The sequence below is a fragment of the Paenibacillus sp. OAS669 genome (genome assembly GCF_014873645.1).
Taxonomy (GTDB): domain Bacteria; phylum Bacillota; class Bacilli; order Paenibacillales; family NBRC-103111; genus Paenibacillus_S; species Paenibacillus_S vulneris.
The window spans coordinates 260,784-287,161 of sequence record NZ_JADBDR010000008.1 but is presented as its reverse complement, the minus strand read 5'-3'; the positions used below and the strand labels follow the sequence as shown (position 1 = coordinate 287,161).

21 protein-coding genes are annotated in these 26,378 nt (G+C 52.2%); 4 read left to right on the top strand and 17 right to left on the bottom strand.

From position 1 onward, the window contains the following. Positions 1 to 175 precede the first annotated feature (175 nt). The 3 genes from GGC63_RS19465 to GGC63_RS19455 form a co-directional block, all read right to left on the bottom strand. Positions 176 to 1,945, bottom strand: coding sequence for a UbiD family decarboxylase (locus GGC63_RS19465; RefSeq protein WP_192703705.1), 1,770 nt, complete (start codon positions 1,943 to 1,945; stop codon positions 176 to 178). Positions 1,946 to 2,095: 150 nt separating this feature from the next. Further along, entirely contained in the window at positions 2,096 to 3,010 is a 915-nt protein-coding gene (locus GGC63_RS19460) for a COX15/CtaA family protein (protein ID WP_192703704.1), read from the bottom strand. Between the two features lie 345 nt (positions 3,011 to 3,355). Beyond that, positions 3,356 to 3,700 (bottom strand): thioredoxin family protein, encoded by a 345-nt coding sequence (locus GGC63_RS19455; RefSeq protein WP_079909675.1) that lies wholly within the window; start codon positions 3,698 to 3,700, stop codon positions 3,356 to 3,358. Between the two features lie 183 nt (positions 3,701 to 3,883). Between GGC63_RS19455 and GGC63_RS19450 the strand changes: the two genes are divergently transcribed. Together GGC63_RS19450 and GGC63_RS19445 are read left to right on the top strand one after the other, a co-directional pair. Next, positions 3,884 to 4,726: an SPFH domain-containing protein gene (locus GGC63_RS19450; RefSeq protein WP_079909674.1), complete on the top strand. Its 843-nt coding sequence runs from the start codon at positions 3,884 to 3,886 to the stop codon at positions 4,724 to 4,726. 11 nt (positions 4,727 to 4,737) lie between these two features. Next, positions 4,738 to 4,941: a hypothetical protein gene (locus GGC63_RS19445; protein ID WP_079909673.1), complete on the top strand. Its 204-nt coding sequence runs from the start codon at positions 4,738 to 4,740 to the stop codon at positions 4,939 to 4,941. A 260-nt stretch (positions 4,942 to 5,201) separates the two neighbouring features. Here GGC63_RS19445 and GGC63_RS19440 read toward each other — a convergent pair whose 3' ends face one another. Further along, positions 5,202 to 6,782, bottom strand: a complete 1,581-nt coding sequence (locus GGC63_RS19440) for a copper amine oxidase N-terminal domain-containing protein (protein ID WP_192703703.1) — start codon at positions 6,780 to 6,782, stop codon at positions 5,202 to 5,204. 173 nt (positions 6,783 to 6,955) lie between these two features. Between GGC63_RS19440 and GGC63_RS19435 the strand changes: the two genes are divergently transcribed. Next, positions 6,956 to 8,218 carry a DUF2515 domain-containing protein gene (locus GGC63_RS19435; protein WP_225948328.1) on the top strand — a complete coding sequence of 421 codons (1,263 nt, stop codon included), beginning with the start codon at positions 6,956 to 6,958 and terminating at the stop codon, positions 8,216 to 8,218. 1 nt (position 8,219) lies between these two features. Here GGC63_RS19435 and GGC63_RS19430 read toward each other — a convergent pair whose 3' ends face one another. From GGC63_RS19430 to GGC63_RS19370, 13 genes are all read right to left on the bottom strand, one after another. Next, positions 8,220 to 8,669 (bottom strand): hypothetical protein, encoded by a 450-nt coding sequence (locus GGC63_RS19430; protein ID WP_192703702.1) that lies wholly within the window; start codon positions 8,667 to 8,669, stop codon positions 8,220 to 8,222. A 97-nt stretch (positions 8,670 to 8,766) separates the two neighbouring features. After that, positions 8,767 to 9,216: a GNAT family N-acetyltransferase gene (locus GGC63_RS19425; protein ID WP_192703701.1), complete on the bottom strand. Its 450-nt coding sequence runs from the start codon at positions 9,214 to 9,216 to the stop codon at positions 8,767 to 8,769. Positions 9,217 to 9,291: 75 nt separating this feature from the next. Next, positions 9,292 to 11,040, bottom strand: coding sequence for an alpha-glycosidase (locus tag GGC63_RS19420; RefSeq protein ID WP_192703700.1), 1,749 nt, complete (start codon positions 11,038 to 11,040; stop codon positions 9,292 to 9,294). Positions 11,041 to 11,184: 144 nt separating this feature from the next. Then, the gene (locus tag GGC63_RS19415; protein WP_412973877.1) at positions 11,185 to 12,060 is read right to left on the bottom strand and encodes a CheR family methyltransferase; all 876 of its coding nucleotides are present in this window, start codon (positions 12,058 to 12,060) and stop codon (positions 11,185 to 11,187) included. A gap of 6 nt (positions 12,061 to 12,066) precedes the next feature. Further along, positions 12,067 to 15,744, bottom strand: coding sequence for a response regulator (locus GGC63_RS19410; protein WP_192703699.1), 3,678 nt, complete (start codon positions 15,742 to 15,744; stop codon positions 12,067 to 12,069). 294 nt (positions 15,745 to 16,038) lie between these two features. After that, positions 16,039 to 17,715 carry a polysaccharide biosynthesis protein gene (locus GGC63_RS19405; RefSeq protein WP_192703698.1) on the bottom strand — a complete coding sequence of 559 codons (1,677 nt, stop codon included), beginning with the start codon at positions 17,713 to 17,715 and terminating at the stop codon, positions 16,039 to 16,041. Positions 17,716 to 17,745: 30 nt separating this feature from the next. Beyond that, positions 17,746 to 18,231: a DUF456 domain-containing protein gene (locus GGC63_RS19400; RefSeq protein WP_192703774.1), complete on the bottom strand. Its 486-nt coding sequence runs from the start codon at positions 18,229 to 18,231 to the stop codon at positions 17,746 to 17,748. Positions 18,232 to 18,266: 35 nt separating this feature from the next. Further along, positions 18,267 to 19,004 (bottom strand): Cof-type HAD-IIB family hydrolase, encoded by a 738-nt coding sequence (locus tag GGC63_RS19395; protein ID WP_192703697.1) that lies wholly within the window; start codon positions 19,002 to 19,004, stop codon positions 18,267 to 18,269. Positions 19,005 to 19,018: 14 nt separating this feature from the next. Next, positions 19,019 to 20,896, bottom strand: a complete 1,878-nt coding sequence (gene asnB / locus GGC63_RS19390) for an asparagine synthase (glutamine-hydrolyzing) (RefSeq protein ID WP_192703696.1) — start codon at positions 20,894 to 20,896, stop codon at positions 19,019 to 19,021. A 284-nt stretch (positions 20,897 to 21,180) separates the two neighbouring features. Further along, positions 21,181 to 22,065, bottom strand: coding sequence for a metal ABC transporter permease (locus tag GGC63_RS19385; protein ID WP_079909663.1), 885 nt, complete (start codon positions 22,063 to 22,065; stop codon positions 21,181 to 21,183). Continuing rightward, the gene (locus GGC63_RS19380) at positions 22,062 to 23,027 is read right to left on the bottom strand and encodes a metal ABC transporter permease (RefSeq protein ID WP_079909662.1); all 966 of its coding nucleotides are present in this window, start codon (positions 23,025 to 23,027) and stop codon (positions 22,062 to 22,064) included. Before GGC63_RS19380 ends, GGC63_RS19385 begins: the two co-directional genes overlap by 4 nt. 6 nt (positions 23,028 to 23,033) lie before the next feature. Then, entirely contained in the window at positions 23,034 to 23,801 is a 768-nt protein-coding gene (locus tag GGC63_RS19375; protein ID WP_192703695.1) for a metal ABC transporter ATP-binding protein, read from the bottom strand. A 30-nt stretch (positions 23,802 to 23,831) separates the two neighbouring features. Next, positions 23,832 to 24,752, bottom strand: a complete 921-nt coding sequence (locus GGC63_RS19370; protein ID WP_192703773.1) for a metal ABC transporter solute-binding protein, Zn/Mn family — start codon at positions 24,750 to 24,752, stop codon at positions 23,832 to 23,834. 293 nt (positions 24,753 to 25,045) lie between these two features. Here GGC63_RS19370 and GGC63_RS19365 point away from each other — a divergent pair, with 293 nt between their 5' ends. Beyond that, complete coding sequence (locus tag GGC63_RS19365; RefSeq protein ID WP_079909660.1) at positions 25,046 to 26,278, top strand: aminopeptidase; 1,233 nt, start codon at positions 25,046 to 25,048, stop codon at positions 26,276 to 26,278. Positions 26,279 to 26,378 lie beyond the last annotated feature (100 nt).

The window sequence follows — 26,378 nt, the reverse complement described above, 5'->3', positions numbered from 1 at the left end:
ACCCGCCATGAAAAGCAAATAATTGTAAGTATGCCCAAACCAGCGGATGGTTACTAATGCTGCCGGTAAAATCCCCCCACTAAGCGAGGCCCTGCTTAGCGGGAGGCTCCCGGAAATGTTCCAATGCATAAAAGGTATGCCGCGGCTTCAGCGCAGCATACCTAGCTTCCTTGCTTTAAACCTTATTAAAGTACTCTTTCCAGCGGCTGTCCACAAGCTTCACGATATCTTCACGCGGAATCAGCTCATCAGGATAGCCCGGCTTCATCCGGGCGTCGATAACGAGAGGCAGCTCGTAAGCCAGATGATGACCTTTGACGTGGGTTCGTGCATAAATATCGCTGGCCGGATTAAAACGTGTAAATACCGTCCACAGGAAGGCGGTTTGATTAGCCGTCGCTTGATCGGCATCATCCACGAGAATAACCATAGGCCATTCCTTCAGCCGATCGCCGGATCTCTCTACCAGCCTTTGCGCCAGCTCCGGTTCACGGGAATACTCCGCTCCCGATACGACGAGGCAGCCCCGGCAGTATACGGACAGCTTGTCGATCTCCGGAATCTCCCCGCCATCATAGACAGCCGGAAGGCTGCGGATCGGCTCGCCGACGCCCAGCATGATCGCTTTGCTTCCGTGGTTCAGACGTCCGCCGGTATAATCAAGCGTATCATGAGAGGTGTTGTTAAAGATGAATAAGTCGCGGTAAGGATCGAACCGTTCAAGCACCGCTTCCAATAACGGCGTGAAATGCTCCAGCGAGATGGGCTGGTCCGTCAGCATGAGGAACTTGGTCAATGTCAGCTGCCCCTGCCCCAGAATGGCAAAGCCGGTGGTCAAAGCCTCGCGGCTGTAGCTTTCCCGCACGACCGCGGCAGCAAGAGAATGGAAGCCGCTCTCGGCGTAGGTCCACAGCTCCTTGACCCCAGGCATGACCATCGGGAATGCCGGCGATAATAGACGCTGGAGAAACTCGCCTAGATAGTAGTCCTCTTGTCTAGGCTTGCCGACAATGGTTGCCGGATAAATGGCATCCTTACGGTGCCATACATGGTCAATATTGAAAACAGGGAAATCATGTGTTAACGAGTAATAGCCGAAGTGGTCGCCGAACGGCCCCTCTGGCCTGCGGACATGCGGCGGTACGGAGCCGCAGAAGGCGAACTCGGCCTCGGCTACGAGCCTGTGGCCCCCATGCGGGTTTTCCGCCATGGGCAGCTTTTGTCCGATGATGAGCGAAGTCAGCATCAGCTCGGGCAAATGCTCAGGCACAGGCGCAATCGCAGAAGCAATAAGCGCAGGCGGGCCGCCCAGGAACACGGTGACGGGCAGCGCGACTCCGCGCTGCTCAGCCTCGTAGTGATGGAAGCCCCCGCCTTTATGAATTTGCCAGTGCATCCCTGTCGTCCGGTCATCATAAACCTGCATGCGGTACATGCCGAGGTTATGATGTCCGTTAGCGGGATGCTCGGTATAAACCAGCGGCAGCGTGAAGAACGGGCCGCCATCCTCCTGCCAGCAGGTCAGAACGGGCAAACCGGCAAGCGGCGCATCCTTGCGAAGCTGCTGCATAACCGGCGCGGCCGAAGAAGGGACGGTTTTGGTCCCTACCTTCATCAAATCCATGATCAGGCCGCGCTCATTCCATAACGCTTTGGGCGTCGGAGGCATCAACGTGTCAGTCGCGTTAATGATTTGCTTCATAAACTGCTCCGGCTTCGGACCGAACGCCATATCCACTCTTCGGCTCGTCCCGAACAGATTCGTTACGACGGGAAAGGAGCTCCCCTTAACATTCGTAAACAATAGGGCAGGACCTTCCTCATCAATAACTCTCCGATGAATTTCGGCCAGCTCCAGATTCGGATCGACCGGCGCGCTGATCTCGACCAGCTGCTTGTCCTGGCGCAGCGCTTCCACAAATGCACGTAAGTTCGTGTAAACCATTCGTCACCTTCTCCTTTTATCCTAACGTTATGTATAGCGAGTCCAGTTCCACTATGTTTTCGCGGCCACCGCAAGGTGCCTGTCTCGCCTGATTTCCTATGCAATAATAAAGGCTTACGCAGCTCATAAGAAAGCTCCGTAAGCCCGTCATTAGCGGATTCCTTTCCTGCCCTGCAGGGTTAGAACACATAAATAACATAAGATTCCGAACAAACAAGAAATAAGAATCGTATGCAGCATGCTGGCAAGCAAATACCAGTCATACCCCATAGACAAAGTTACATAGCCTCCGCTCAATATTTGCAGCAAAACGAAGATCAAAGCCCATTTCCCCGCTTGAACCACATTGTCGCTGTCCCCCATTTGTTTCTTCACGGTGAAATAGAACCAAAGGAGAAGGACCAGCAGCAAAACCGCGCCCAAACGGTGAATAAACACGATAAGCGTAGCTCCGGACAGCTCTGGGATAACTTGTCCGTTGCATAACGGCCAGCCTATGCAGCCGCCTGCAGAGTTCGTATGTCGGACGAAAGCTCCCAGATAAACAACCCCATAACAATAAATCGTGATAAGCCATATGGCCCATTTGATTCCCGGACTTAGAGATTGCTTGGTTTCCGACAGCATCGACCCAAATCGGGTGTAGACCAGAGCAAGCAAAAGAGTTAATGCGAAGGCGACCAGCGAGATACCGAAGTGCAGTGCAAGAGTTGCTGATGATTGGGGCCACATTACAGCCATAGCGCCTAAAATCGCCTGAAGAACGGTAAAGACCATCGCCAAGCTGACGAACCATTTCGCATCTTTCCTTGTGCTATACCGAAGGACCAGGATTAAAGTAACAAGTAAAATCATACCCACAATGCCTGTCACGAAACGGTGACTGTATTCAATGATGGATTCGATGGTATAAGCAGGAACGAATTTGCCGTTGCATAACGGCCAATCATCTCCGCAGCCGCGGCCCGACTCCGTTTTGGTTACCAGAGCGCCCATAATCAGAATCAAGAGCATTCCATACATACTGGCAAAGGATGACCATTTTAACCATTTCTGCCTATTCATGTGATGAACTCACCTACTTTTTTAAGTCTCGACATGATGAGTCAAGTCAATCGCTCATGTTTCATTATAGCCATAAAACTAAAGCAAATCCATGCGGAATTGTTACAAACCCTTGAAACAAGACAGCCGGTTTTCATAGCATTCCCGGTAAACCCAGACGGGCCGCGCGATGGGCAATAGTGACATTTTGATGGCAATGGGATAACGATGCTCTCCCTCTGAAACAGGGCCGCATTTGCCCCATTTATTCTTCCTCGAATGCAACGGTACATTACCTTATTAAAACAAACCGCCGCCCTATTGCCAGATTCCTCTGAGCAACGGGCGGCTGATGATGATGCCTGATTATTTTTTCAAAGCCTCTGAAACCTCTATTGCACGATCCAGGAATTGTTCGATCTCGTCTCTAGTTTTACGCAATTTGCTGACGAAACGGACCAGCTCCTGCCCTTCGCGGAATGCAATGAAGCTTGGAATGCCGAGAATGTTCAGCTTCTCGCAAAGATCCGGCACCTCATCCCGGTCCAGCTCGATAAAATCTAACCGGTCTTTATAGGCTTCTACCACTTCTGGCATAAACGGTTCAATAAAGTGGCAGTCTTTGCACCAGGTTGCTTTAAAAACAGCAATAGTCGGCTTTGCACCCTCTATTTTTTGTTGAAAAACTTGCTCGGAATGGACTTTTTCCATAGATATACACCACCTTCGAGTTGTCTTACAACACGTTATAGCATGCCTCAACCCTTGTGTCAATGCACTCGGCTCTTATGGTAATTTGCGGTACTTTACAATTATTAGAAAAAGTGATATCATAAAAATATCAAAAAGATATTTATTTGATAACAAATTCTTGTTTAAGAAGGAGTGCAGACCATGAAAGAAAAAAAAGCGTGGGTTCTCAACGGATTTCTCGGAGTACTATTGATCTTGATCTTTGTCGCCGCAGGCTTGCTGTTACTGATTAACGTCAATGAAATTGTCGGCGTTGTTGCTATCGTTATTGGCGCTCTTCTTGCGAGTGGACTTACGGTCGTTCAACCGAATGAAGGCTATATCGTTACCTTTTTCGGCAGCTATGTAGGAACGATCCGCGAGAGCGGAATCTGGCTGACCGTACCCTTGTCCTTACGCAAGAAAGTATCGCTCCGCGTTCGCAACTTCAACAGCGCGAAATTAAAAGTGAATGATATTGAAGGAAATCCGATTGAGATCGCTGCGGTTGTCGTATTCAGAGTCGTTGATTCGGCTAAAGCGACGTTCGATGTGGATCGCTATGAGCAATTTGTTGAAATCCAGAGCGAAACCGCCTTGCGTCATGTCGCTAACAAATATCCTTACGATGTATTCGAAAGCACTGGATATTCGCTTCGCGGTAATTCGGAGGAAATTGCGGAAGAGCTCAGCAAAGAGCTCCAGGAGCGGTTGTCTGTTGCAGGGGTTGAGGTGCTCGAAGCCCGTCTGACTCACCTGGCCTACTCTACGGAAATTGCAAGCGCCATGCTGCAGCGCCAGCAGGCAACCGCGATCATCTCTGCACGCTCTAAGATCGTGGAAGGCGCGGTAGGCATGGTACAGCTAGCTATTGCCCAGCTGCAGAAGGAAGGCGTCATCGAGCTCGACGAGGAGCGGAAAGCCGCTATGATCAATAATTTGCTGGTAGCCATCGTGTCCGATCGTTCCGCTAATCCTGTTATTAACACCGGAAGTCTCTATTAAGCCTTAGCCCTATGGCACCCAAGAAAAACTTTGCCCTTAGACTAGACCCTAAGCTGTATCAGATTCTTGAACGATGGGCCGAGGATGAATTTCGCAGCGTGAACGGGCATATCGAATTTTTGCTCCGCGAAGCAGCCTCACGTGCGGGACGCCTTCCCGGCCCGCGGCCTCCCGGTATTCCTCTGGAATCAACGGATTCGGAAGAAGACAACTAAGGGCATTCAGCATGAATATAAAAAAGCCTGATCCGGCGGAATCAGGCTTTTTTTGTGCTTGCCACAGATGTAGAAGTGTCGGCTATCAATTACCCGAGGAAGTAACGTTATAAAGTGGATGGGCTTCGAAGACTGCTGCAGGTGCTTTGAGGGAAGCCTCGGAAATGTACAGATTCTGTTACGAAAAAAAGAGAAGGTCGTCTTTCAACGGCCTTCTCTTCGAAAATAACAATTGATGATTCCATTATGAACGGGAAATACTAATCGCGAGTGATCGTTACCATTTTCAGGTCAGGATTCCATTCTACCTTGGCCCCCATGCTCTCTGCAATGAAGCGCACCGGTACGAATGTCGTCCCGTTAGTAAGCTCAGCCTCTGTCTCCAACGCTTTGATCGTTCCGTTGACGGAAGCCTGCTTGCTGCCGACGTTCAGCTTGATGACGGCGCCGCTTACCGGATCGGTAATGGTAACCTGCTTCGTAGCCGCATCCCATGCTACATCCGAATCGAGCTGTTCAACAACAAAACGTACAGGCACCATCGTCACATCATGGCTAATGTAAGGCTTGGAGGACTCATCATAATAGCTGTCGTCCATAAACAGGTTAATTTCTTTTTTGGTAATGCGCAAATCGTATTTGAGCAATTGGTACAGCTGAGATTTCGAATCCAGCGCCGCAAGGATCTTGCCCGGCTTGCTGAGCGAGTTCATCTCCAGCAGACCGCCGCTGGTATTGATGGTATCTGCCGTAACCGGCTTGTTAATATTCCAGACATCTGTGCTCGATGTAATTTTGATTCCGCTGACCGGTTGATCTGCGCTCTCAGGGAATGTGATATGAATTTCCATCGCCGATTTGCGTGGCATAAGGTCGCTGTCTACATACAGATCGTAAGTGGCATACTGCTTATCGCTCAATAGTACCTTCAGGTCTTCTCCACCTGCCGAGCTGAGCGCCGATTGTACGGATTGATCATAATTGTCTACAACCTCTTTCAGCTTCGTTTGCAGGAAGGTGAAAGCAAATTCGACCGCCAAGGTTTTGTTGTTCAAGTAAGGAGCGATCATCTCATCCATCGGGCTGCCGCCTTGAGCCTTGCTTTCTTTGATAGCCTGCTGTGCAATCGGAAGCATCAGATCGTACAATTGACCGAGAATGTCCTTCATTCCCTTTTCGTCCTTCAACAGGTTCGTTAAGAAGCCTTTGACCAGATCAACGAGCTCGCCGCCTTTAATCTCAGCATGAATCCGTTTGAGGTTCAAGCCTTCATTATTGACATATTCCTTGGCATCCATAATCGTAATGTTCTTCGGATTAGGCAGGTTGCCGCTGATATACCCCGCGAAGACTGGAGTCAATTCAGCCGATTTTTTGTACAGCTGCTTTATTTGCTCCTTCATTTCCTGGGACAGCACATCCTGTGCTTGCTCCATGGCTGCTACGCTGTTATGTAGGACGATCGGTTTGTTCGCGCCTTCCACCGTCAGGTAGTAGTCTTGATCTGACAATACCATCAGGAATGGAATTTTTCCTTTGTTATATTCAAATGCCCCTTTAATCGATACGTGCGTAGTATCCTGCTGCTTCATATCGGTAATGCTCAGCTTCACCTTGCTGAACAAATCCATCATCCGCTGCTGCTCATCCGTCAATTTGGCTGATGCGTTAGGTATGAGCTCCAGGGTCATCGTCTGAGTGCCTTGAGAAGACTTGACGCTTACAGAATTTTGCATCACCTTGTTCAGATCGACTCCGCTTACGGACTGACAGCCTGCCAGAACCACCAGCATGACGACCAGCAGTATAGGCAGCCATCGGTTCCATCTTTTGTTTTTCATGCCGTACCTCCATTTATAGAAAATAAGTGCGCTAAGTCAAGCATAAGTATATACGCACAAAGTGGAAAAATGATTCGTTTTCCCACATATATCTAATTCGACAGCAGGAAGCGAATTCCTTTTTTAACGCTGGAAATAAAGGCAGAAGGCTGCTTGCAGGGAGGCCGGGAACAATGATGAAGCGTGGAAAATACAGATGGAACAGCTGGGATTTATTCAGCAAGCTGGCCGATACGCCGCAGGAAATTGTCCAGTGGACAAAAGGAAAGGCCTCCTCCTTCCTGTACGAAACCGCCCAGCTCGATCAAATCGGCGGGATCGGCCTGTCGAAGGAAGCGGTGGATGGGCTGCGGTCGCGGCTTAACGCGGCGCCCCCTCCGACTCCATGGCCAAATCAGCACCACCATGCGGCGCTGATCGACCGAATCCGTTCAACGACCGCCTGGCATAACCGCAATAATGTAACTCGCACCCATGCCTACCTGCATATGTACCGGAAGCATCCGGAGCTGCACTGGGCCTTGCTCGCCCATCTGGTCTCACGCAACGGAGGCTGGAGCATGACCGATTTGAAGGGAGAGCTCCTCCCCTACCTGCTGGACGAATCTCAACGGGAGCACCTGTTTACGTTTCTGGAGCGTGCCAATGCGCTTATTTTTCATGACGCTTATCCGCAGCTTCTGCTTTACGAAGCCAGCCTCAACGCAGGCAAGCCGCTGTTTCAGTATCTTCGCCTACTTCATGTCTCGGACTTTATGCAGCCGGTATGGGAGCAGTTCTGGGAGGCGCGGAATTCCGCTCTTCTCACGATGGGGCTTATCATCAACGAGCAGAGCTATATTGAGCAGCGTGTCGTACAGCATCCTGTATACCGCAAAACGGTGCTGGATACGATATGGTTCCAGGCCCAGTCGCTGCTTCAGCTGAATCAGGTCGTGATTCCTTATAACGATGCCGACAAGGTACGATTGGCGGGCCTTATTTTGGAGAATTTCGGAAGCTTGAAGGAGAGGATTGAGGTAGGAAAGAAGCTGTATGCGGTGCTGTTCGGAATCCCGGTCGTAAAAAAAGGTGCGCTAACCTTTGCATTGGATACTCAGCATACCGGATCGCGTGCCGATTACTGGCCTCATCTGTTCGCCCCGATTCGCCAATCGCCGCCTGTGCCCAAAGGACAGCTGAAGGAGTGGCTGGACGGATGCCGCCTTCGTCCCGACGCCTCCCCCTTGTACAGTCCGCGTTTGACCGATGCTTGGCGGGACCGTCCCTTCTCCCCGGCTGAGGATGGGGACTGGTACACTCCTTCCGAATTGGAGGCCGTTCTGGCCTATCTGACCCCGGTAGAGCCTCCGTTCGCCTTCGAAATGACTCACGAATACTGCTTCGGCTTGAACAAAATAGAGCTTGCCGTGCTGGCGGGAGATTTGCTGCATTAATTTAGTTGGAGCGGCTCCAGGTTTGGTAGGCATCGACCTCCTGCACGGCAGGATTGATGTTGTAACGGTAATAGGAAGCCGAATATTCATATGGCTGCGATTGTTCAGGACGACGGTCTTGATCTATGACCAGCCTGATTTCCCATATGTGGTCGTTCCAGTGAACCTTGCGAGCAATCTCATCCATATGATCCAGCGTGGAGAATGCCTTGACCTTCTCGAGAATCGAGTCTAGCAGCTGCTCATCCGGATCGGTGGACACATTGACTCTGCAAGTAAGCTCAGGACGTGTGAACGAGCAGCGCACCGATGATACCTGCGGGGACAGCTCCCGCAGCTCCTTGCTTAATGCTGTAACGGACGCTGTCTTCACCGGAAAGGTCTGGCTGCATGCCGCGAGCAGCATCACGACCATCCCGATAAAACTATATTGCAGCAGCCTTGTTCTCATCCGGGCTCTCCTTCCCATTCTATCCATTAAGAGCCGCCCCGGCATCCAAGCTTCCCTGTTGCAGAGCAGGCGCCGCCGAGGTTATGGGGCTTTACTATCAGCTTATTTCGTAGACAAGCCAGTTGGAACGATGACCGCCCATTTTGCTATAAAAGGACTGCGCGGCCAGATTATCCTGAGCCGTCTCCCAGGTCATATAGGCAAATCCGTTGGATCGCACATGCCGGAGACAAGCCTGGAACAGCTCCTCGCCCGTCCCTAAGCCCCGCTCGCCGGCTGTAACGAACAGATCGTTCATAATAGCGGCGGGCTTCAGCTGCAGCGTGCTGTAGGTAAAGTACAGCGTTGCAAACCCGGTCAGCCTTCCTTCCCGCTCGGCTACGAACTGGACCCCCGAAGCAGGATTCTCCTGCAGGCGGTTAATAAATTGGCGCAGCGCTTGCTCGTCGGGTCGAGGCCTTTCGTAAAAATCGATGTACTGGTTCATCAATGTCATCAGCTGATTCACGTCTCTCTGTTCAGCCTGCCGTATCGTTCTGTTGGTCATCGTATTCATGTCTCCCCTGCCATCCCATGTTTGTTTCCTTATCTTATCATGATTAGGATGGGCTGAACATACCAGCTACTCCAGGCTGCGGCGCAATATGCGGTAGCCCAGCGGCTCCAATTCCAGATGCATCATCCCGTCTTCGGGACGCACCTCTTCCCCCGTCAGCGCATCGGACCAGTCCGCTGTATCCATCGGATGCGAGAGCACCGTCTTCTCCTCCGTATTATTCATCCAGACGGTAAGATGCTCCCCTCCTCCCAGACGTTCATAAATAATCCTGGAGTCACCCCGATCCGCTTTCAGGAACCGGAAGCTCCCTTTGACAAGCGCCTCCCGCTTGCGGCGCAGGCCGATCAGAAGCTTGTAGAAATCATACAGCTCCCGGTCCTGCTTGTCCGGGTCCCATTCCATACACTTGCGGCAGTCCGGATCGTCCTTGCCGGTAAGACCGATTTCGTCTCCGTAGAAGATACACGGCGTCCCCATGTAGGTCAGCAAAAATACAATGCACAGCTTCAATCTCCGCTTATCGCCCCCAACCCGGGTCAACGCCCTCGGCGTATCATGGCTGCACAGCATGTTAAAGACAACCTCGTTCGTCTGCTGCGGGTACCGCATCAGCAATCCGCCCATACGGTTCGCGAAGGTGAATCCGTCCATAGACGATGCCGAGAAAAATTCCAGCAGCTTATTAGAGAACGGATAATTCATCACGGAGTCGAATTGATCACCCATCAGCCATTTCAAGGAATCACTCCATACTTCCCCGACTATGTAAGCTTCCGGATTGGCAGCTTTCACCACCTTGCGGAAATCTCTCCAGAAGTGATGGTCTACTTCGTTGGCCACATCGAGCCGCCAGCCGTCGACGCCTACTTCCTTCGTCCAATATTCTACAACATCCAGCAAATAATGCTTCACCTTCGGATTGGCTGTATTCAGCTTGGGCATGCTGCCGAAAAATCCGAATGTATCGTAGGACGGTATACCATCCTTACATTCCAGAGGAAAGCTGTTGACGTGGAACCAATCGGCATACTCCGACTGCTCTCCATGCTTCAATACGTCTTGAAATGGAGGGAATTGCTCGCCGCAATGATTGAACACGGCGTCCAGAATGATTCGAATATCCCTGGCGTGACATGCATCCACCAGCTTGCGGAGCAGCTCATTGCTGCCGAACGACGGGTCGACCTTTTTATAATTGGTCGTATCGTACTTATGGTTCGACGGCGCTTCAAAGACTGGAGTGAGATAGATCGCATTGATGCCGAGATCGGTCAGGTAATCCAGCTTGTCAATAATCCCCTGCAGATCGCCCCCGAACCGATTGTCGCCGGTCGGCTGCTCCCCCCATGGAGAGACTCCCTCAGGATCATTGGAAGGATCCCCGTTCGCAAACCGGTCGGGAAAGATTTGATAAAACACAGCCGATTTGGCCCATTCGGGGACCGAATTCGTATCAATCGGATGGATATATGGAAAGTCATAATAATCGCCGGTAGGCGCCGGCCTATCATGCTGAATGCCCTTTTCCGTCATCCATACGGTTTCGGAGCCCGCTCTCAGCCGAAAGCAGTAGCTCACCCGCCGGTAGGGCGGCACCACGGAGACCTCCCAATAATCGAACATCCCGTCCGCTGCCATTTTGACGAGTGAATACTCGGCATAGGTACGTTCCCAATCATATTTATCTCCTGTTTCCGCCACCACTTCTTCCACATCATCCCGCTTCGTTCTAAGTCGAAGATGAATCGTTTCGTTATCGTACGCATAAGCCCAGTTGCTTTGGGCCGCATGGTATAAGCACTCTAACAGCATCAGGATCGCCTCCATCCGTTATCTGGGTTCTATCACTCATTAACCCGCCGGAATCCCGGCTAAACAAAGGCTCCTGAAAACGCCAAAAAACCTCCCGTGCTTCGCCCTGCTTGAAGGCTTGAAGAAAAGGAGGCTTCTGCAATCTTATTTGATCTTTTGATAAACTTTTTCCTCGGAGTTTACGGTATCATAACAGGCTTCAAAGCCGCTGAACCTGATCGTCTCGCGTTCACCAAGAACTAGCATGCCGAACCGGGACAGACTTTCGTAGAATAAACGGTGTACCCGCTTCTGCAGGTTCCGGTTGAAATAGATCATCACATTCCGGCAAAAAATCACGTGAAACTCGTTAAAGGATTGATCGGTCACGAGATTATGCTTGGCGAACAGGACGTGCTTTAAGAGAGATCTGTTAAACGTCACCTTATCTTGAGCATCAACCGTATAATAATCCGAGAACGAGCCTTTGCCGCCGGAGGCGATATAATTGTGCGTATACTGCTGCATGCTGCTGAGCAGCACCTTGCCGGACTGCGCCTGCTCCAGCGCTTCCTGATCGATATCGGTCGCATAGAGGCGGGCCTTCTCGTACAGTCCTTCCTCCCGCAGCAGGATGGCCATGGACAGCACTTCTTCTCCGGTCGAGCAGCCGGCATGCCATATCCGAATAGAGGGATACGTATGGAGAAAAGGCACGACTTTATTGCGAAAATAAAGAAACAAGGAGGGCGTTCGAAACATTTCGGTCACATTGATCGTCAAGCTGCGCAGCAAGGGCTCGATCATCTTCGGATCGTGCAGCACCCGCTCCAATAGGGCCGTAATCGAAGGCAGCCCTTGCTGCTTCACGAAATGAGTAATACGCCGGCAAATGGAATCATAGGCATAATCCCGAAAATCATTGCCGTACATGCGGTATATGCCTTCGAGCAGCAGCTCGATCTCGATCCTCTGCCTCTCATCATCAACTGGCTCCTCCGAAGACGGGAGATGGCCCATGTAATCCGACAACGTCTTCACCCCTCCTTACTTATATAACCACACCTTCAGCATCGAAAGCAGCTTGTCTGTATTAATAGGCTTGCTGATATAATCGGAAGCTCCGGCTTCTATGCATTTTTGCCTGTCCTCCTTCATGGCCTTGGCCGTGAGGGCGATGACCGGCAGCTGCTCGTGCCTCGGATTGCTGCGGATACGCTTCATGGCTTCGTAACCGTCCATCTCCGGCATCATGATGTCCATCAGCACCAGATCGATGTCCGGGTTTTGCTCCAGCAGATTCAGCGCTTCCCGCCCGTTCTCGGCATAGGTTATCTTCAGCTTGTGCTCCTCCAAGACATTGCTGAGTGCGAATACGTTGCGGATATCGTCCTCCACCAGCATAATATGTTTGCCGGCGAACACATCCTCCGCATTGTTGAGCTTATGTAGAAGCTTTCTTCGTTCCTCTGGAAGCTGGGATTCCACCCTGTGCAGGTATAGCGCCGTTTCCGCATAGAGCCGCTCCTGCGACTTTACATTTTTGACAATAATGCTCTCCGCATATTTACGCAGCTCCCGCTCCTGCTTCATGTCCAAATCTTTGCCGGTAAAAATAATAATCGGCAGCGTGCGCAGCCGGTCTATATGGCGAATCCGGTCCAGCAGCTCGAAGCCGGACATGTCGGCCAGCTCCAGATCGAGCACCATGCAGTCAAAATGCCCGGCATGAAGCTCACGCAGCGCCTCTTCCCCATAGCCTACCGCTGTAATGGCGACATCGTCATGGGCAATCAGCTCGACCAGGCCGTCGCGAAGCGGCACATTGTCCTCAACGATAAGCAAGCGCTTCGGAACCCGGTTCAATTGCTCTTCCATATGGTCGAAGGCCTGCTCCAGCATGTCCTTGCTGACCGGCTTTTTCATATAGGCCATCGCCCCGGATACCAGGCTTTGCTGCGGCTCGTCCACTACGGACAGCACATGAACCGGAATATGGCGGGTTTCCGGATTTTGCTTAAGGAGGTCCAGGACGGTCCAGCCGTCCATGACCGGCAGATGAATATCGAGCATGATCATATGCGGCTTATATTTGTTGGCCAGCGCCAAGCCTTTGTCGCCCTGTGTTGCGACCAAGCCCTTAAAGCCGCGGGATCGAGCCGTATCCAGGATACATTTGGCGAACGGAACATCATCCTCGATGATCAGCATGACCTTATCGCCAGTCTCGATGGCCTCCCTATCATCCTCTACCTCATCCGGCAGGAGAAGCCCCGGATCCGACAATGCCACTTGAGGGATAACGATATCGCTAATATGGGGCACTGAAGGTCTAGCCGGCTCTGAAGCCGTTGTTTCCGCCGCTGCTGCAGCTTCCCTCATCGATTCGTTCAAGGATGGCGCGCCTTCCAGCTCCATCTTCGCCGGAATGTAGAGCGTAAACGTGCTGCCCTGCCCGCTTTCGCTTTCGACGCGGATATCTCCGCCGAGCAGCTGCGCGAGCTCACGACTGATGGTAAGACCGAGTCCGGTCCCGCCGAATTTACGGCTTGTCGTCCCGTCTACCTGTTGAAACGCTTCGAAGATCAGCTCCTGCTTGTCCTTAGGAATCCCTATCCCGCTATCGGTAACCGCGAATGCAACGGCCTTCTGGCCGACAATTCCCGGAGCCTCGGTGAAGGCAAATTCCGTCGGGTAAATGCGAAGGGAAACCTCGCCCTGCGGTGTAAACTTGAAGGCGTTCGACAAGAAGTTTTTCAAAATCTGCATGAGCCGGTGACTGTCCGTATAGAAGTAAGGCGGAACCTGCGGATCTGTCTCGACCCGGAATCGCAGTCCCCTCTTCATGGCAAGAGGCTGAAAATTACGGTGAAGCATGCCCGCTATATCTTCGACTACCGTCAGGTCGACATTCAGCTCGAGCTTCCCGGCTTCTACCTTGGACAAGTCGAGAATTTCATCAATCAAGCGCAGCAGGTCGCTTCCGGATGCATGAATCGTATGCGCAAATTCCACCTGCTTGTCGCTCAAATTGCCTTCCTTGTTTTCCGCAAGGAACTGGGACAGAATCAGCATGCTGTTCAGCGGAGTTCGCAGCTCGTGCGACATGTTAGCCAAAAATTCGGACTTGTATTTGGACATCGTCGTCAATTCCTCCGTCCGCTTCTGCAAGGCTTCCTTCTGCCGTTCGATCTCCATGTTGACCTCTTCGGAGAAACGGACCTGCGCCTCCAGCTGAGAGGTGCGTTTGGACAATTCCGCATTGACCTTCTCCAGCTCATCCTGCTGCCTCTGCAAACGTTCTTCGGATCGCTTCAATGATTCATTGGAAGCCTTCATCTCCTCCTGCTGACTCAGCAGCTCCTCCGATTGAGCTTGCAGCTCCTCGGACTGCGTCTGCAGCTCCTCTGCAAACGCCTGGGATTCTAGTAATAAGCGGGCAATTTCCATCCGCCCCAGCACGCTGTTGACCACCGTTCCGAAGGAGGCGCGCACCTGCTCCAGAAGCTCCAGATGAAGCTCGCTGAACGGCTCGAAGGAAGCCAGCTCAAATACGGCCTCAACCCGGCCTTCATAAGCTACCGGCGTAACCAGCAAGCTTCTCGGAGCGGCACCGCCAAGTCCGGACGTAATCTGAATATAGGATTCCGGAATATCCTGCAGCAGCAAAATCCGGTTCTCGACCGCTGCCTGTCCCACAAGTCCTTCACCCATCGGGATGACAGACTTTCCTGCCGATGAGCCGCCCCCCGCGTAGGAAGCCATCCGAACGAACTGCTGCTGTCCGTCCTGCCCTCTGCGAATATAAAATGACCCGTGCGAAGCGTTCGTTACGACTGCCAGCTTGGTCATGAACGATCGTGCCAGCTCCTCGATGTGATTAATGCCCTGGCTCATTTCCGCGATTTCGGCAATGCTTGATTTCAGCCAGTCCTGCTTCTGAACGTTATCGAGCAGCAAGTTGGTCGCTTCCGCAAGCTCGCGGATTTCATCTCTTGTCCGGACTTCGATCCGATCGCCCAAATTTTTATCCGAGGAAGCAATTTGCCTGATGGCTGTAACCACCTGCCGAATCGTTCGGACGACAGAGCGGGAAATCATCCACGTTCCAATAATCGAGAGAAGGAGTGCCAGCGCCATCAGAATATACAATTCGTATTGCAGCTCCCGGTTTCTGGACTCCAGGTCGGCGACACGCTCATCCGTCAGCTGCTTCTCCACACTGCGGAAATGCTCCCATTGAGAGCGCATCTGGTCCATATATCTCTTGCCTTTATCGTCCCTGTAATACCGGAGGATCTCCTCCATATTGTTATCCTTGCGCAGCGGAATCAGCCTGTCACCGGAGGCTGCCATCCATGCTTCAATGTTGCTCTTGATGGCTTCCAGATTTTTTTGCTGCGCCGGATTGTCCGAGATCCGTTCGTACAGCTGGCTGTAGCCCTGCTGCCAATTCCTTTTGCCATCGTTGTATGGCTCCAGGTAGCTGCTGTCCCCCGTAATGACGTATCCCCTTTGCCCGGTTTCCATATCCAGTACATTCTTTTCGATTTGATTCGCCAGATTATGGACTTCAATATCATGGTCGGCTATAAAATGAATTTCTTTTTGCAAATCATCAATCCGGTTTATGAGGAAAAAAATCGAAGCGGCCATACACAAAAAAATTAAAACATAGCCTAAGGCGATTTTAGAACTGATGTTCCATTTTCTGTTTTTCAGCATACAACTAACCCCTTAAAAAAGATGCGAATGATTGCCATTCTAATCAGTATAGCATATTTCAAAGCATAGCCGGAAACCTCTGGAAAGGCATAGTAAGCCTTCAAGGACATTGCATCCAACATAACACCGCACAGCGGGGCTTAAGCTTTGAAGCTGATTCAGGTACCTTGCCGGGAGCCCCCAAACGGCAAAAAAAACCGCCGGTACCCAGTCTTCTCAGCTTGTCCCGGCGGTTATTCTTATGATGTAATTCAAGACGGGCACGCTGCTAGCGTGCAATCTTCTAAGATTCAATTATCCATGCTGCTTGGCCTTTTGAAGAAGTCCGGGAGCAACACGCCCGACCAGCTTCTGAAGCGGCCGCGGCATATGCTGCAGATCCGACAAGCCGACGGTTCGGGTCGCAAATAGCAATAGAGGATAAGCTCCCCCTACTATGGCGCAAATAATGATGGTTTGAATACAGGCGTTCCACCGCGGATTTCCGAATGGAACTACATAGCTCTGCGCGAGCCAATCCAGACCGATTCCGACTACGACCATGACAGCCGTCGTCACGCTCAATCCGGCCCAGCGCTTGGCTCCCAGCACCCGGAAGTTCACTTCCTTACGAAGAACACGCAGGTTGAGCCATGTCATGATGACAAAGCATAGACAGGTCGCGGCTATGATACCGTAGATGCCCAGGGACGGCGCCAGAACGAAGCTAGCAATCAGCTTCACCGCGATGCCCGCAACCACGTGCAGCATCAGCGCGCGCATCTTGCCCATGCCCATGAGCACGGCGCCGGAGGTTTGCATCACGATCTGGAAAATGGCGCTGACGGTCAGCACAATGATGATAGGAGCCGCATAGGTTTCAACGATTGCCGAGTCCTTCGGAATGCCGAAAATAAAGGCATTGATCGGAGCTGCCGCCAAGCAGATGACAAGCACCATAGGAAGACCACTCAAGATGGACAGCTGCAGCACTTTCCCTGTCTGATCGGATACCTGGTTCATATCCTTTTGCGAATAAGCCGACGAAATGATAGGTACGACCGATTGACTGAGGGCAACGGCCAGGATGATCGGAATACCGGCTAACGACTGCGCTCTGCCGACCAGAATCCCGAGAATTTCCCGCGCGCTCTCCTCTCCCACCTGGTCTTTGAGCAGGAGGGTCACTATCGAGGAATCGATCGTGTAAATGAGTGTCACCGTCATCGAAAAGATAACGATAGGAATCGAAAGCTTGAACATTTGGCTGTAAATCGTCTTGAAGGAAAGCGTACTGCGCGTAACGCCTTCCTTGGTTTGATCCGCAGCCGCCGTCGCAGCCACCCGCTCAGCGGCATCGCTTCGGCGGAGGCGCAGGGCGTAGTAGACCATGACAGCCGCTGCCGCGACGCTGCCGATCACTCCGCCGAACGAAGCTCCGGCCACCGCCCACTCCACGCTATGACCAAGCAAAATATAAGCCAGCACGACCGAGGTGACGACGCGGAATATCTGCTCGATAATTTGCGAGAGCCCGTTAGGCATCATCATCCTGCGGCCTTGAAAATAACCTCTCATAATCGCTATCAGCGGAAACAAGAGCAGTGCCGGAGCCAGGGCCTGAATAGGGAGCAGCGCCTGCGGGTTAATAATGCTTTCAGCATAATAAGGCGCAATAATATACAGGAATAAGGTCATAATGACGCCTGCGGCCGCTGCAAACCACAATGCGGCACGGTATACACGGTTCGCTTCCGCATGCAGTCCTAGCGCCGTACGCTCCGAGATCATTTTGCTAAGCGCGCTCGGAATCCCGGCCGTCGCGACAACAAGAAGCATCGAGTACAGGTTAAAAGCGATTCCGTAAGCCGCCATCCCGATATCGCCCAGCAGTAAAATCAGCGGAATCCTCTGCACCACGCCCAAGGCGCGGGCGACCAGCGCCGCTAATGTCAATATCAACGTACCTTTAACTAGCGAATCCTTTGCCAAAACCTTCCCTCTTCCCAAAAAAACTGATTGCTAATAATTCAAAACCCAAATGATGAACACGATGATCATTATCAGCTGCAGGATTACTTTGACGACCAGGCCGGAGAAGAAGCCGACCAAGGCTCCGATACTTGCCCGGATCGCTTGCCTCCATTCGGTCCCTACAATCATCTCCCCGATAAATGCACCCAGGAAAGGACCGATAATCAGGCCAGCTACCGGAATGACGAAAGGGCCGAGCAGCAGCCCGACCGTACTGCCGATAACAGACGCTCTCGTGCCGCCGAACTTTTTGACCCCCAGCGCGCTGACCAAATAATCGGCCACCATCAGCACGATGACAATCGTAGTCTGGATAAGCCAGAACCAAAAACCAAACGGACCGAAGTCCACCATCCATCCGTAGATGAAAAATGCCGCATAAATCGCCAGTGCCCCCGGAAGCACCGGATAAACGGCACCGGCCATCCCGACGGCAAACAACGCAATGACGATAATCCAGGCTGCTATAACCATGGCCGACACCTCTCGATATCCCCCTTAGTTCAAGGTCAGGATAAAATATATTGTTCTATAATCCGAGCTACGCCGTGCTCCTCATTCGATACGGTTACGACGTCGGCTTCGCTCTTCACTGCATCCTGGGCGTTGCCCATGGCTACTCCCAGACCGGCTTCACGAATCATGGAGATGTCGTTCAGGCTGTCACCCATCGCAATCACCTGGGACATTTCGATGCCGAGCATCCCGCATACCTGTCTCAGGCCGCTTGCCTTGCTGATTCCTTTGGGATTCAGTTCGATGTTGCAAGGGTGGGAGTTCGTAACCTCCATCTCTCCCCACTCGATCATCTGCTCGCGTATTGCGTTCAAGACAGGCTCATCCTCATAATAATACCCGAATTTGAGCCACTGCTCATCCCACACCTTCTCAGTCCAGCGATCTTTGTTAAATAGGCCGTTAACGGAATAAGCCCAGTACCACGTATCGTATTTCAGAGCAATATCGCGCATTTGGATGATGAGCTCGGGGTTGAACATGTTACGGCTGTGCAGCTTGCCGGGAGCAGACCATACCTCGCTGCCGTTGACGGCAACGATTGGGGACTGCAGCTTCAAATCCTCCACGTATGGAAGTACGTTAGGAATTCCGCGGCCAGTAGCGAACATAACCGTAACCCCCGCTTCGGATGCGGCTTTGACGGCCTTGCGGTTCTCGGCGGACACCGTCTTATCCTCCATCAGGAACGTTCCGTCCATATCCAAAGCAATCAGCTTGTAATTACTCATGAAGCTGCTCCTCTCTATAGTGCTTCCGCAAGCGTTGGTCTAGGCAGTTCTTCCATGTAAGTGACATGCCACAAGGCAAACATATAGATGGTCCATAGACGGCGGGCATAATCTCCCTGGCCGTTCTGATGCTTGACGAGCATCTGACGAACGGTATCCATGTTGATGTAATCCTCGATGCCGCTCGCTGCGATCTGTTCCATCATCACTTTGCCCTGATTGCCCTTCACCCAATCACGGAGCGGAACCGGGAAGCCGAGTTTCGGACGGTTCAGGATAAAGTCCGGAATAATCCCTTCCATAGCCTTACGGAATATATATTTCGTTGTTCCTTCAGCGATGCGGTAACGGGCCGGAATTTTGCGCGCCACATCGTACAGCTCAACGTCCAGAAACGGTACGCGCAGCTCCAGGGAATGAGCCATCGTCATTTTATCCGCCTTCATCAAAATATCTCCCGGCAGCCACAGATTCATGTCGATGTACTGCATCCGCGTAACCGGATCCAGATGGCGGGTCTTATCATAAAATTTCTTCGCGATTTGCAGCGGGTTCGTATAGCTGCCCAGCATCTCACGGTCGATTCTGACGACTTCCGCCTTCATCTCTTCCGTGAAAATTTTGGCGTTACCGATAAACCGCTCCTCCAAAGGTGTCGTTCCGCGTAAAATATAGTTTTTGCCGTACGTTCCGTTAGGCAGAAGCCGTGCCAAAGCATGCAGCATCCGCTTCAAAGCATGCGGCAGGCGTTCGACAGGCTGCAGCGCCTGAGGCTCCCGGTAAATGCGATAGCCGCCGAACAGCTCGTCGGCTCCTTCACCCGACAGTACGACTGTTACGTGCTCGCGGGCAAGCTGGGCCACATGGTAGAGCGCAATGGCCGACGGATCGGCTACCGGCTCGTCCTGATGCCATACGGCCTTGGGCAGCGTGTCGAAGAAATCCTTTTGTGTAATGATTTTGGCATAATGCTCCGTATCGAGCGCCGATGCGGTTTGGCGGGCAATCTCGGTCTCGTTGTTAGGCCCTTCAAAGCCTACCGAGAACGTACGGATCGGTTCAATGTTGCGCATATGGGTAGCAATTGCCGTGGAATCGATACCGCTGGACAAGAAGCACCCGCGCTCCACGTCGCTCTGCATATGATGGATGACCGAATCCTTCAGCCCTTCGCGGATCTGCTCCACGTACTCCTCAAACGGGCGTTCCACAGGCTCGAACATCGGATCCCAGTAACGCTGGATTTTCATATCCCCATCGTAGCTCACGGTGACGGAATGACCCGGAGGAAGCTTATGAATTCCTCTGAACATCGTATCCGGCTCAGGCACGTATTGGAATGTCAAATAGTTCAGCAGGCTCTCCGTATGAATCGTGCGATCCATCCCGTCAGCCGCCAGCAGACTCTTGATTTCCGATCCGAACAAAAACCGCTTGCGATCCTTGTAATAATAAAAAGGCTTAATGCCGAAATGATCGCGCGCCCCGAACAACAGCTTTTTGCGGCGATCCCAGATTACGAAGCCGAACATCCCCCGCAGCTGCTTGACGCAGTCCTCTCCGTACTCTTCATACATATGTACGATGACCTCAGTATCCGAATGGGTCTTGAACTGATGGCCTCTTTCCTGCAGGGTGTGCCGTAAATATTTGTAGTTGTAAATCTCTCCGTTGAACACGATCCATACCGTGTCGTCTTCGTTGGCCATCGGTTGATGGCCTTCGCGGATGTCTATGATGGACAGCCTTCTAAAGCCTAACCCAATCCGGTTCTCGCTCCAGAAGCCGACATCATTCGGTCCGCGATGGATGATCACGTCGGTCATCGCTTTCAGCATAGCCTGAGACGGCTCTCTATCATCAAAATACATAGCTCCGGTAATCCCGCACATCGTATTGCTTCCTCCTCAAACGTCCGTACAGTAACGGTTCGAAATAATTCGATAGTCTAGTATACCATATTCGCAGCGAGTTCAGGAAATGGAACCAAAAATCCGTCTTTTTTTTTGATATTGGACAAAAGAATCGGCTGAAGGGAGTAAATAAAAAGCCCTCCAACCGGAAGGCTTTTTGCTGATAATAAAAGACACAATAGCACCTTGCACACGTTCGTAAGCTGTGCGCAATGTATATCGGAAGCAAACCAGGATGAAGCTGCAGGTAATGTACTATGGGATCACGCGGCGGTCTCGAGCCTATTCCGCCGCTGCTTCAGCTTGCGCCATACGACTCCGTGAGACGGAGAGAACAGCAGGGCCAGCACGAACATGGCTCCTGCTACGGTAATCATGCAGCCGGCGATGGAAGCATCCAGCAGCATGGAGACATAATAGCCCGCAACGGCGCTAATAATGCCTGCCAGCATGCTGTAGACGATCATGACACCGAGCCGTTCGGTCAGGAGGTAAGCGGTCGCCGCCGGAACTACGAGCATCCCGACGACCAGAATGGCTCCGACACTCTCGAACGATGCGACCGTCGTTACCGAAACAAGGCCCATTAGCAAATAATGGAACAGCGCAACCGGGATGCCTACCGCCGCTGCCATCGCCGGATCGAACGAGCATAGCTTAAATTGCTTATACAACAGCCCGATTACAGCGCCGCTCAGCAGCAGCACCAGACTTAGCACCCATACGGCCTTAGGTCCGATATCCACACCCGCAACCGTTAACGTATCCCAGGGAACGCGAATGATTTCACCGTACAGCACGCAGTCCAAATCCAGGTCCACCTGGCGTGTATACAGGCTTACCAGCACAACCCCAATTGAGAACAGGGCTGTGAATACAACGCCTATCGACGCATCCGACTGGACCCCGCCCTGCTGAAACAATTGAATGAGAAACACGGTGATCAGCCCAAGTACGGACGCGCCGAGCATCATGAATAACGAATCGCGTGAGCCGCTGATCAAAAATGCGATCACGATACCTGGCAGTACGGAATGACTTATCGCATCGCCAACCATCGCCATTCGTCTTAGCACCAGAAAGCAGCCCAATAAGCTGCAAGAGCAGGCCACAAGAGCCGCTGTAACGATAATCCAAAAATCGTTCATGCCCCTCTGCCCTCCTTTCCCGCCTCGAACGCTGCCCTATCTAATCCTCCGGAAGCCACGGCCTTCTCCTCCAAGACCGCTCTTCGGACCGAAAGCCGCTGGAGCACCTTGGAAAGCACCCCCCGTTTCGGCGCTATTAATACCGATACAACGAAAAGGGCAGTGGCCGCCAGAACGCTAAGAGGCCCTGTCGGCATATTGTTGGCCGTCGAGCTGATGAGCGTGCCGGCAAACCCGCTGACGGCCCCGAAGAAGCCGGAGAGCACGACCATCACCCCAAGCCGCTCGGTCCAATACCGTGCCGTAACCGCCGGCGTGATCAGCAGTGCCGACATCAGCACGACACCGACGGACTGGATGCCGACAACCACCGCCACAACGATCAGAAACATCATGAATTGCTCCAGAAAAGCGACGGGATAGCCTAACCCTTTGGCAAACCCGGCATCGAAGCTGAGCAGCTTGAACTCTTTGAAGAGCAAGGCGCATACCGCCACCAGCACTCCCGCAACTGCCGTCATAATAACGACATCCTTGTGTATCATGGAAGCCGCCTGACCGAACAAAAACTTATCCAGTCCGCTCTGATTGCCGCTGCCGCCGTGCTGGATTTGCGTTAACAGGACAATACCGAGCCCGAAGAACACCGACAAAACGATCCCCAGTGCCGAGTCCTGCTTGATACGGGAATTTCTTGTGACGAAGCCGACGCCAAAGGTGGCGATCAAGCCGGAAACTGCAGCTCCAATGAGGAAAAATACGATCGATTTGGAGCCGGTCAGCATGAAGGCAATGCACACACCCGGCAGCGCCGCATGGGCCAGCGCATCCCCCATCAGACTCTGCTTCCGCAGGTAAGCGAAGCTGCCCAATACCCCGCTGCTCAAGCCGAGCAGGATGCTACCGAGCAAAATCCACTGCGTATTCGGATCGGATAAAAGCTCCAGCCAGTTTCTGCCCATTTCTTCTCACCTCGCACTGACGATAAGCGACTCGTCGTCCCGTTCTAGCAGCGCCAACCGGCCGCCGTAGGTTTCCTGCAAATTCCCTTTGGTAAAAATATCTTTGGTCGGCCCGATGCCCATCAGCTTTACATTAAGCAGCATGACCCAATCAAAATATTCCTTCACGGTTGCAAGGTCATGGTGCACGACCAGCACGGTTTTCCCTTGCTTTTTGAGCTCGTTCAGCAGGGTGATGATAGCCTTCTCCGTAGCTGCGTCGACACCGACGAACGGCTCATCCATGAAATACAGCCGTGCATCCTGCGCGAGCGCCCGGGCCAGGAATATGCGCTGCTGCTGGCCGCCGGACAGCTGGCTGATCTGCCTGCCTGCAAAATCGGCCATGCCGACCTTCTCCAGGCATTCCATCGCAATTTGCCGTTCTTTGGCGCCCGGCCGCCGGAACCATCCCAAATGCCCGTAGCGTCCCATCATCACCACGTCCAAAGCGCTTGTCGGAAAATCCCAATCGACCGATTCCCGCTGCGGCACATAGCCCACCAGCTTGCGCTGCTCCGTATATCGTTTCCCATAGATGGTCACCTCTCCGGTAACCTTCGGAATTAAGCCTAGCGCCGCTTTAATCAGCGTGGATTTGCCCGCTCCGTTCGGTCCTACAATTCCGATCAATTTACCTTCCGGTATGGCGAAGGAAATCTCGCGGAGGACCGGCTTTTTCTGGTAGGCAACGGTCAACTGTTCAATGCTCAATGGGGTTTCGGTATGCTTCATTTGCTCATCACTCCTATCCGTCCTCATTCGTTATTTCAACGCCTTCACTATCGTGTCGACATTGTGGCGGACCATCCCGATGTAGGTTCCTTCCGGCGTCCCGTCTTCTCCCATCGCATCGGAGAACAATTCCCCCCCGATTGTTACCTCATGTCCCTGCTTCTTGGCGCCTTCAATGACGGCCTCGATCGACTTCTTCGGTACGCTCGATTCCACGAATACCGCTTTAATCTTGCGGCTGACCAGAAATTCACGAAGATCGCTTACATCCTTCGAGCCGTATTCGGACGCCGTGCTGATCCCCTGCAGTCCCATCACCTTGATGTGATAGGCATCCCCGAAATAACCGAAAGCATCATGAGCCGTAACGAGCACTCTCTGGTCCTCGGGAATGGAACCGATCTGCGTCATTGCGTACTCATCCAGCTCCTTCAGCTGCTTGATATATGCGTCTGCATTGCTTTTGTAGGCCTCCGCATGGGCGGAATCGAATTTGCTCAGTTCATCCCGGATCACTTCCGCAGCTGAGATCCAGTGCTTGACATTGAACCATATATGCGGGTCATGGGAGGCCTCGCCCCCTTCCCATCCTCTCAGCTGCGCTTCGGGAATATTCCTGGATACGGCGACTGTCGGCTTATCCTTCGCCATTTTCTCGAAAATGTCCACCATTTTCCCTTCAAGATGCAGCCCGTTATAGAAAATCATCTGCGCCTGCTCCAGCTTCTTCACATCGCCTTGGGACGCCTTGTAAAGATGCGGATCCACACCGGATTTCATCAAGCCCGTCACTTCCACATGCTCTCCTCCGACCTGTCTCACCACATCGGAAATCATACCAATCGTTGTCGTAATTCGGAGCTTGCCTCCCGCCTCATTCTTGCTCTTCCCTTCCCCCTGAGCGACGCATGCCGCTAGTACGCCAGCTAAGGATAAAAACATGATGGTCATAATAAATCTTTTCCATGACGACACGATGCTTCTGGTTCTCACATTTCCCAACTCCCCTGCATGTTTGTTTAAAGACACTTTTTTTGCCCAAGCCTCAAATGTTTCCTTCTGTTATTTTTGTTTCCTTAATGCAACTTTAATTTATTATATACAAAATTGTTTCCGCAGTGCAACATTTTTCTTGCAATAATTTCCTTCTTTTTTTGTTAACCCTGTCTTTATCATGGAGCTTGGAGTTCTTGCATTATTTTTGATAAGATAAAAAGAAAACATTTTTTAACAGGAGGCCTCTGATGGCAAATTTCGAACAGCAGTTGAATCAATATGCCGACATCATTGTAAACATTGGCGTCAACATTCAAAAAGGGCAAATCTTGGCCATTAACGCGGCTATCGACGCGGCGGAGCTGGTTCGCCTGCTTGTCAAGAAGGCTTATGAAGCCGGCGCTTATCAGGTCAAAGTGAACTGGTCCGACGATACGGTCGCCCGTCTTCGGTATGATTTGGCTCCGGACGCTTCTTTCCTCGAGGAGCCCAAATGGTATGCGGGGGAAATGCTGGAGCTTGCGGAGAAAGGCTTCGCGGTCATCAGCGTGGTTTCATCCGATCCCGATCTGCTCAAGGGCGTGCCTCAGGAACGGATTGTCAATCATCAGAAGACGTACGGTAAGGCCATGGCCAAATACCGCCAATACATGCAGTCGGATAAATTCAGCTGGTGCGTCGTTGCGGCTCCGTCCAAGGCTTGGGCGGCCAAAGTGTTCCCGAACGTGCCGGAGGACGAGCAGCTCGGTAAGCTGTGGGAGGCTATTTTCAAAACCGTTCGCGTCGATCAGGCTGATCCTGTAGCCGCATGGGAAACCCACATTCGTACCTTGAACGAAAAATCCGACTACCTGAATGCGAAAAAATATAAAAAGCTGCACTACGTGGCGCCAGGCACCGACCTGACGATCGAGCTGCCGGAAGGCCACATCTGGGTAGCGGCAGACAGCATTAACGAGCAAGGGAATGCCTTCGTCGCCAACCTGCCTACCGAGGAAGTATTTACTGCCCCGCTTGCCACGGGAGTAAACGGCAAGGTGTCCAGCACCAAGCCGCTTAGCTACGGAGGCAATATCATCGACGGCTTCACCCTTACTTTCGAGAACGGCCGCATCGTCGACGCAACGGCGGAGCAAGGCCTCGACACACTGAAAGGGCTGATCGAGATGGACGAGGGCTCGCATTATTTGGGCGAGGTTGCGCTTGTCCCTCATCAATCCCCGATCTCGCAATCGAACATTCTGTATTACAACACGCTGTTTGATGAGAATGCTTCGAATCACCTGGCCATCGGCAGCGCCTACGCGTTTTGTCTCGAAGGCGGCAAAGGCCTGTCCCAAGAGCAGTTGAAGGAACGGGGACTCAACACGAGCATGGCCCATGTCGATTTCATGATCGGCTCCGGTGAGATGGATATTTTCGGTGTCACGGCAGACGGCAAGGAGGAGCCTGTGTTCCGTAAGGGGAATTGGGCATTTTGAAGCGAGTGAAAAAGGGGGCGCTGCTAGCGCCCCCCTTGTCTGTTTAGAAACCTGAAGAAATTAAACTATGACAATCTGCTCCAGTGGGATATGCCCCTCC

Bases quoted from the DNA above. Each gene is read 5' to 3' on its own strand.
- GGC63_RS19465 (WP_192703705.1), bottom strand. From the start codon at position 1,945: ATGGTTTACACGAACTTACGTGCATTTGTGGAAGCGCTGCGCCAGGAC.
- GGC63_RS19460 (WP_192703704.1), bottom strand. From the start codon at position 3,010: ATGAATAGGCAGAAATGGTTAAAATGGTCATCCTTTGCCAGTATGTAT.
- GGC63_RS19455 (WP_079909675.1), bottom strand. From the start codon at position 3,700: ATGGAAAAAGTCCATTCCGAGCAAGTTTTTCAACAAAAAATAGAGGGT.
- GGC63_RS19450 (WP_079909674.1), top strand. From the start codon at position 3,884: ATGAAAGAAAAAAAAGCGTGGGTTCTCAACGGATTTCTCGGAGTACTA.
- GGC63_RS19445 (WP_079909673.1), top strand. From the start codon at position 4,738: ATGGCACCCAAGAAAAACTTTGCCCTTAGACTAGACCCTAAGCTGTAT.
- GGC63_RS19440 (WP_192703703.1), bottom strand. From the start codon at position 6,782: ATGAAAAACAAAAGATGGAACCGATGGCTGCCTATACTGCTGGTCGTC.
- GGC63_RS19435 (WP_225948328.1), top strand. From the start codon at position 6,956: ATGATGAAGCGTGGAAAATACAGATGGAACAGCTGGGATTTATTCAGC.
- GGC63_RS19430 (WP_192703702.1), bottom strand. From the start codon at position 8,669: ATGAGAACAAGGCTGCTGCAATATAGTTTTATCGGGATGGTCGTGATG.
- GGC63_RS19425 (WP_192703701.1), bottom strand. From the start codon at position 9,216: ATGACCAACAGAACGATACGGCAGGCTGAACAGAGAGACGTGAATCAG.
- GGC63_RS19420 (WP_192703700.1), bottom strand. From the start codon at position 11,040: ATGCTGTTAGAGTGCTTATACCATGCGGCCCAAAGCAACTGGGCTTAT.
- GGC63_RS19410 (WP_192703699.1), bottom strand. From the start codon at position 15,744: ATGCTGAAAAACAGAAAATGGAACATCAGTTCTAAAATCGCCTTAGGC.
- GGC63_RS19400 (WP_192703774.1), bottom strand. From the start codon at position 18,231: ATGGTTATAGCAGCCTGGATTATCGTCATTGCGTTGTTTGCCGTCGGG.
- GGC63_RS19395 (WP_192703697.1), bottom strand. From the start codon at position 19,004: ATGAGTAATTACAAGCTGATTGCTTTGGATATGGACGGAACGTTCCTG.
- asnB (WP_192703696.1), bottom strand. From the start codon at position 20,896: ATGTGCGGGATTACCGGAGCTATGTATTTTGATGATAGAGAGCCGTCT.
- GGC63_RS19385 (WP_079909663.1), bottom strand. From the start codon at position 22,065: ATGAACGATTTTTGGATTATCGTTACAGCGGCTCTTGTGGCCTGCTCT.
- GGC63_RS19380 (WP_079909662.1), bottom strand. From the start codon at position 23,027: ATGGGCAGAAACTGGCTGGAGCTTTTATCCGATCCGAATACGCAGTGG.
- GGC63_RS19375 (WP_192703695.1), bottom strand. From the start codon at position 23,801: ATGAAGCATACCGAAACCCCATTGAGCATTGAACAGTTGACCGTTGCC.
- GGC63_RS19370 (WP_192703773.1), bottom strand. From the start codon at position 24,752: ATGACCATCATGTTTTTATCCTTAGCTGGCGTACTAGCGGCATGCGTC.
- GGC63_RS19365 (WP_079909660.1), top strand. From the start codon at position 25,046: ATGGCAAATTTCGAACAGCAGTTGAATCAATATGCCGACATCATTGTA.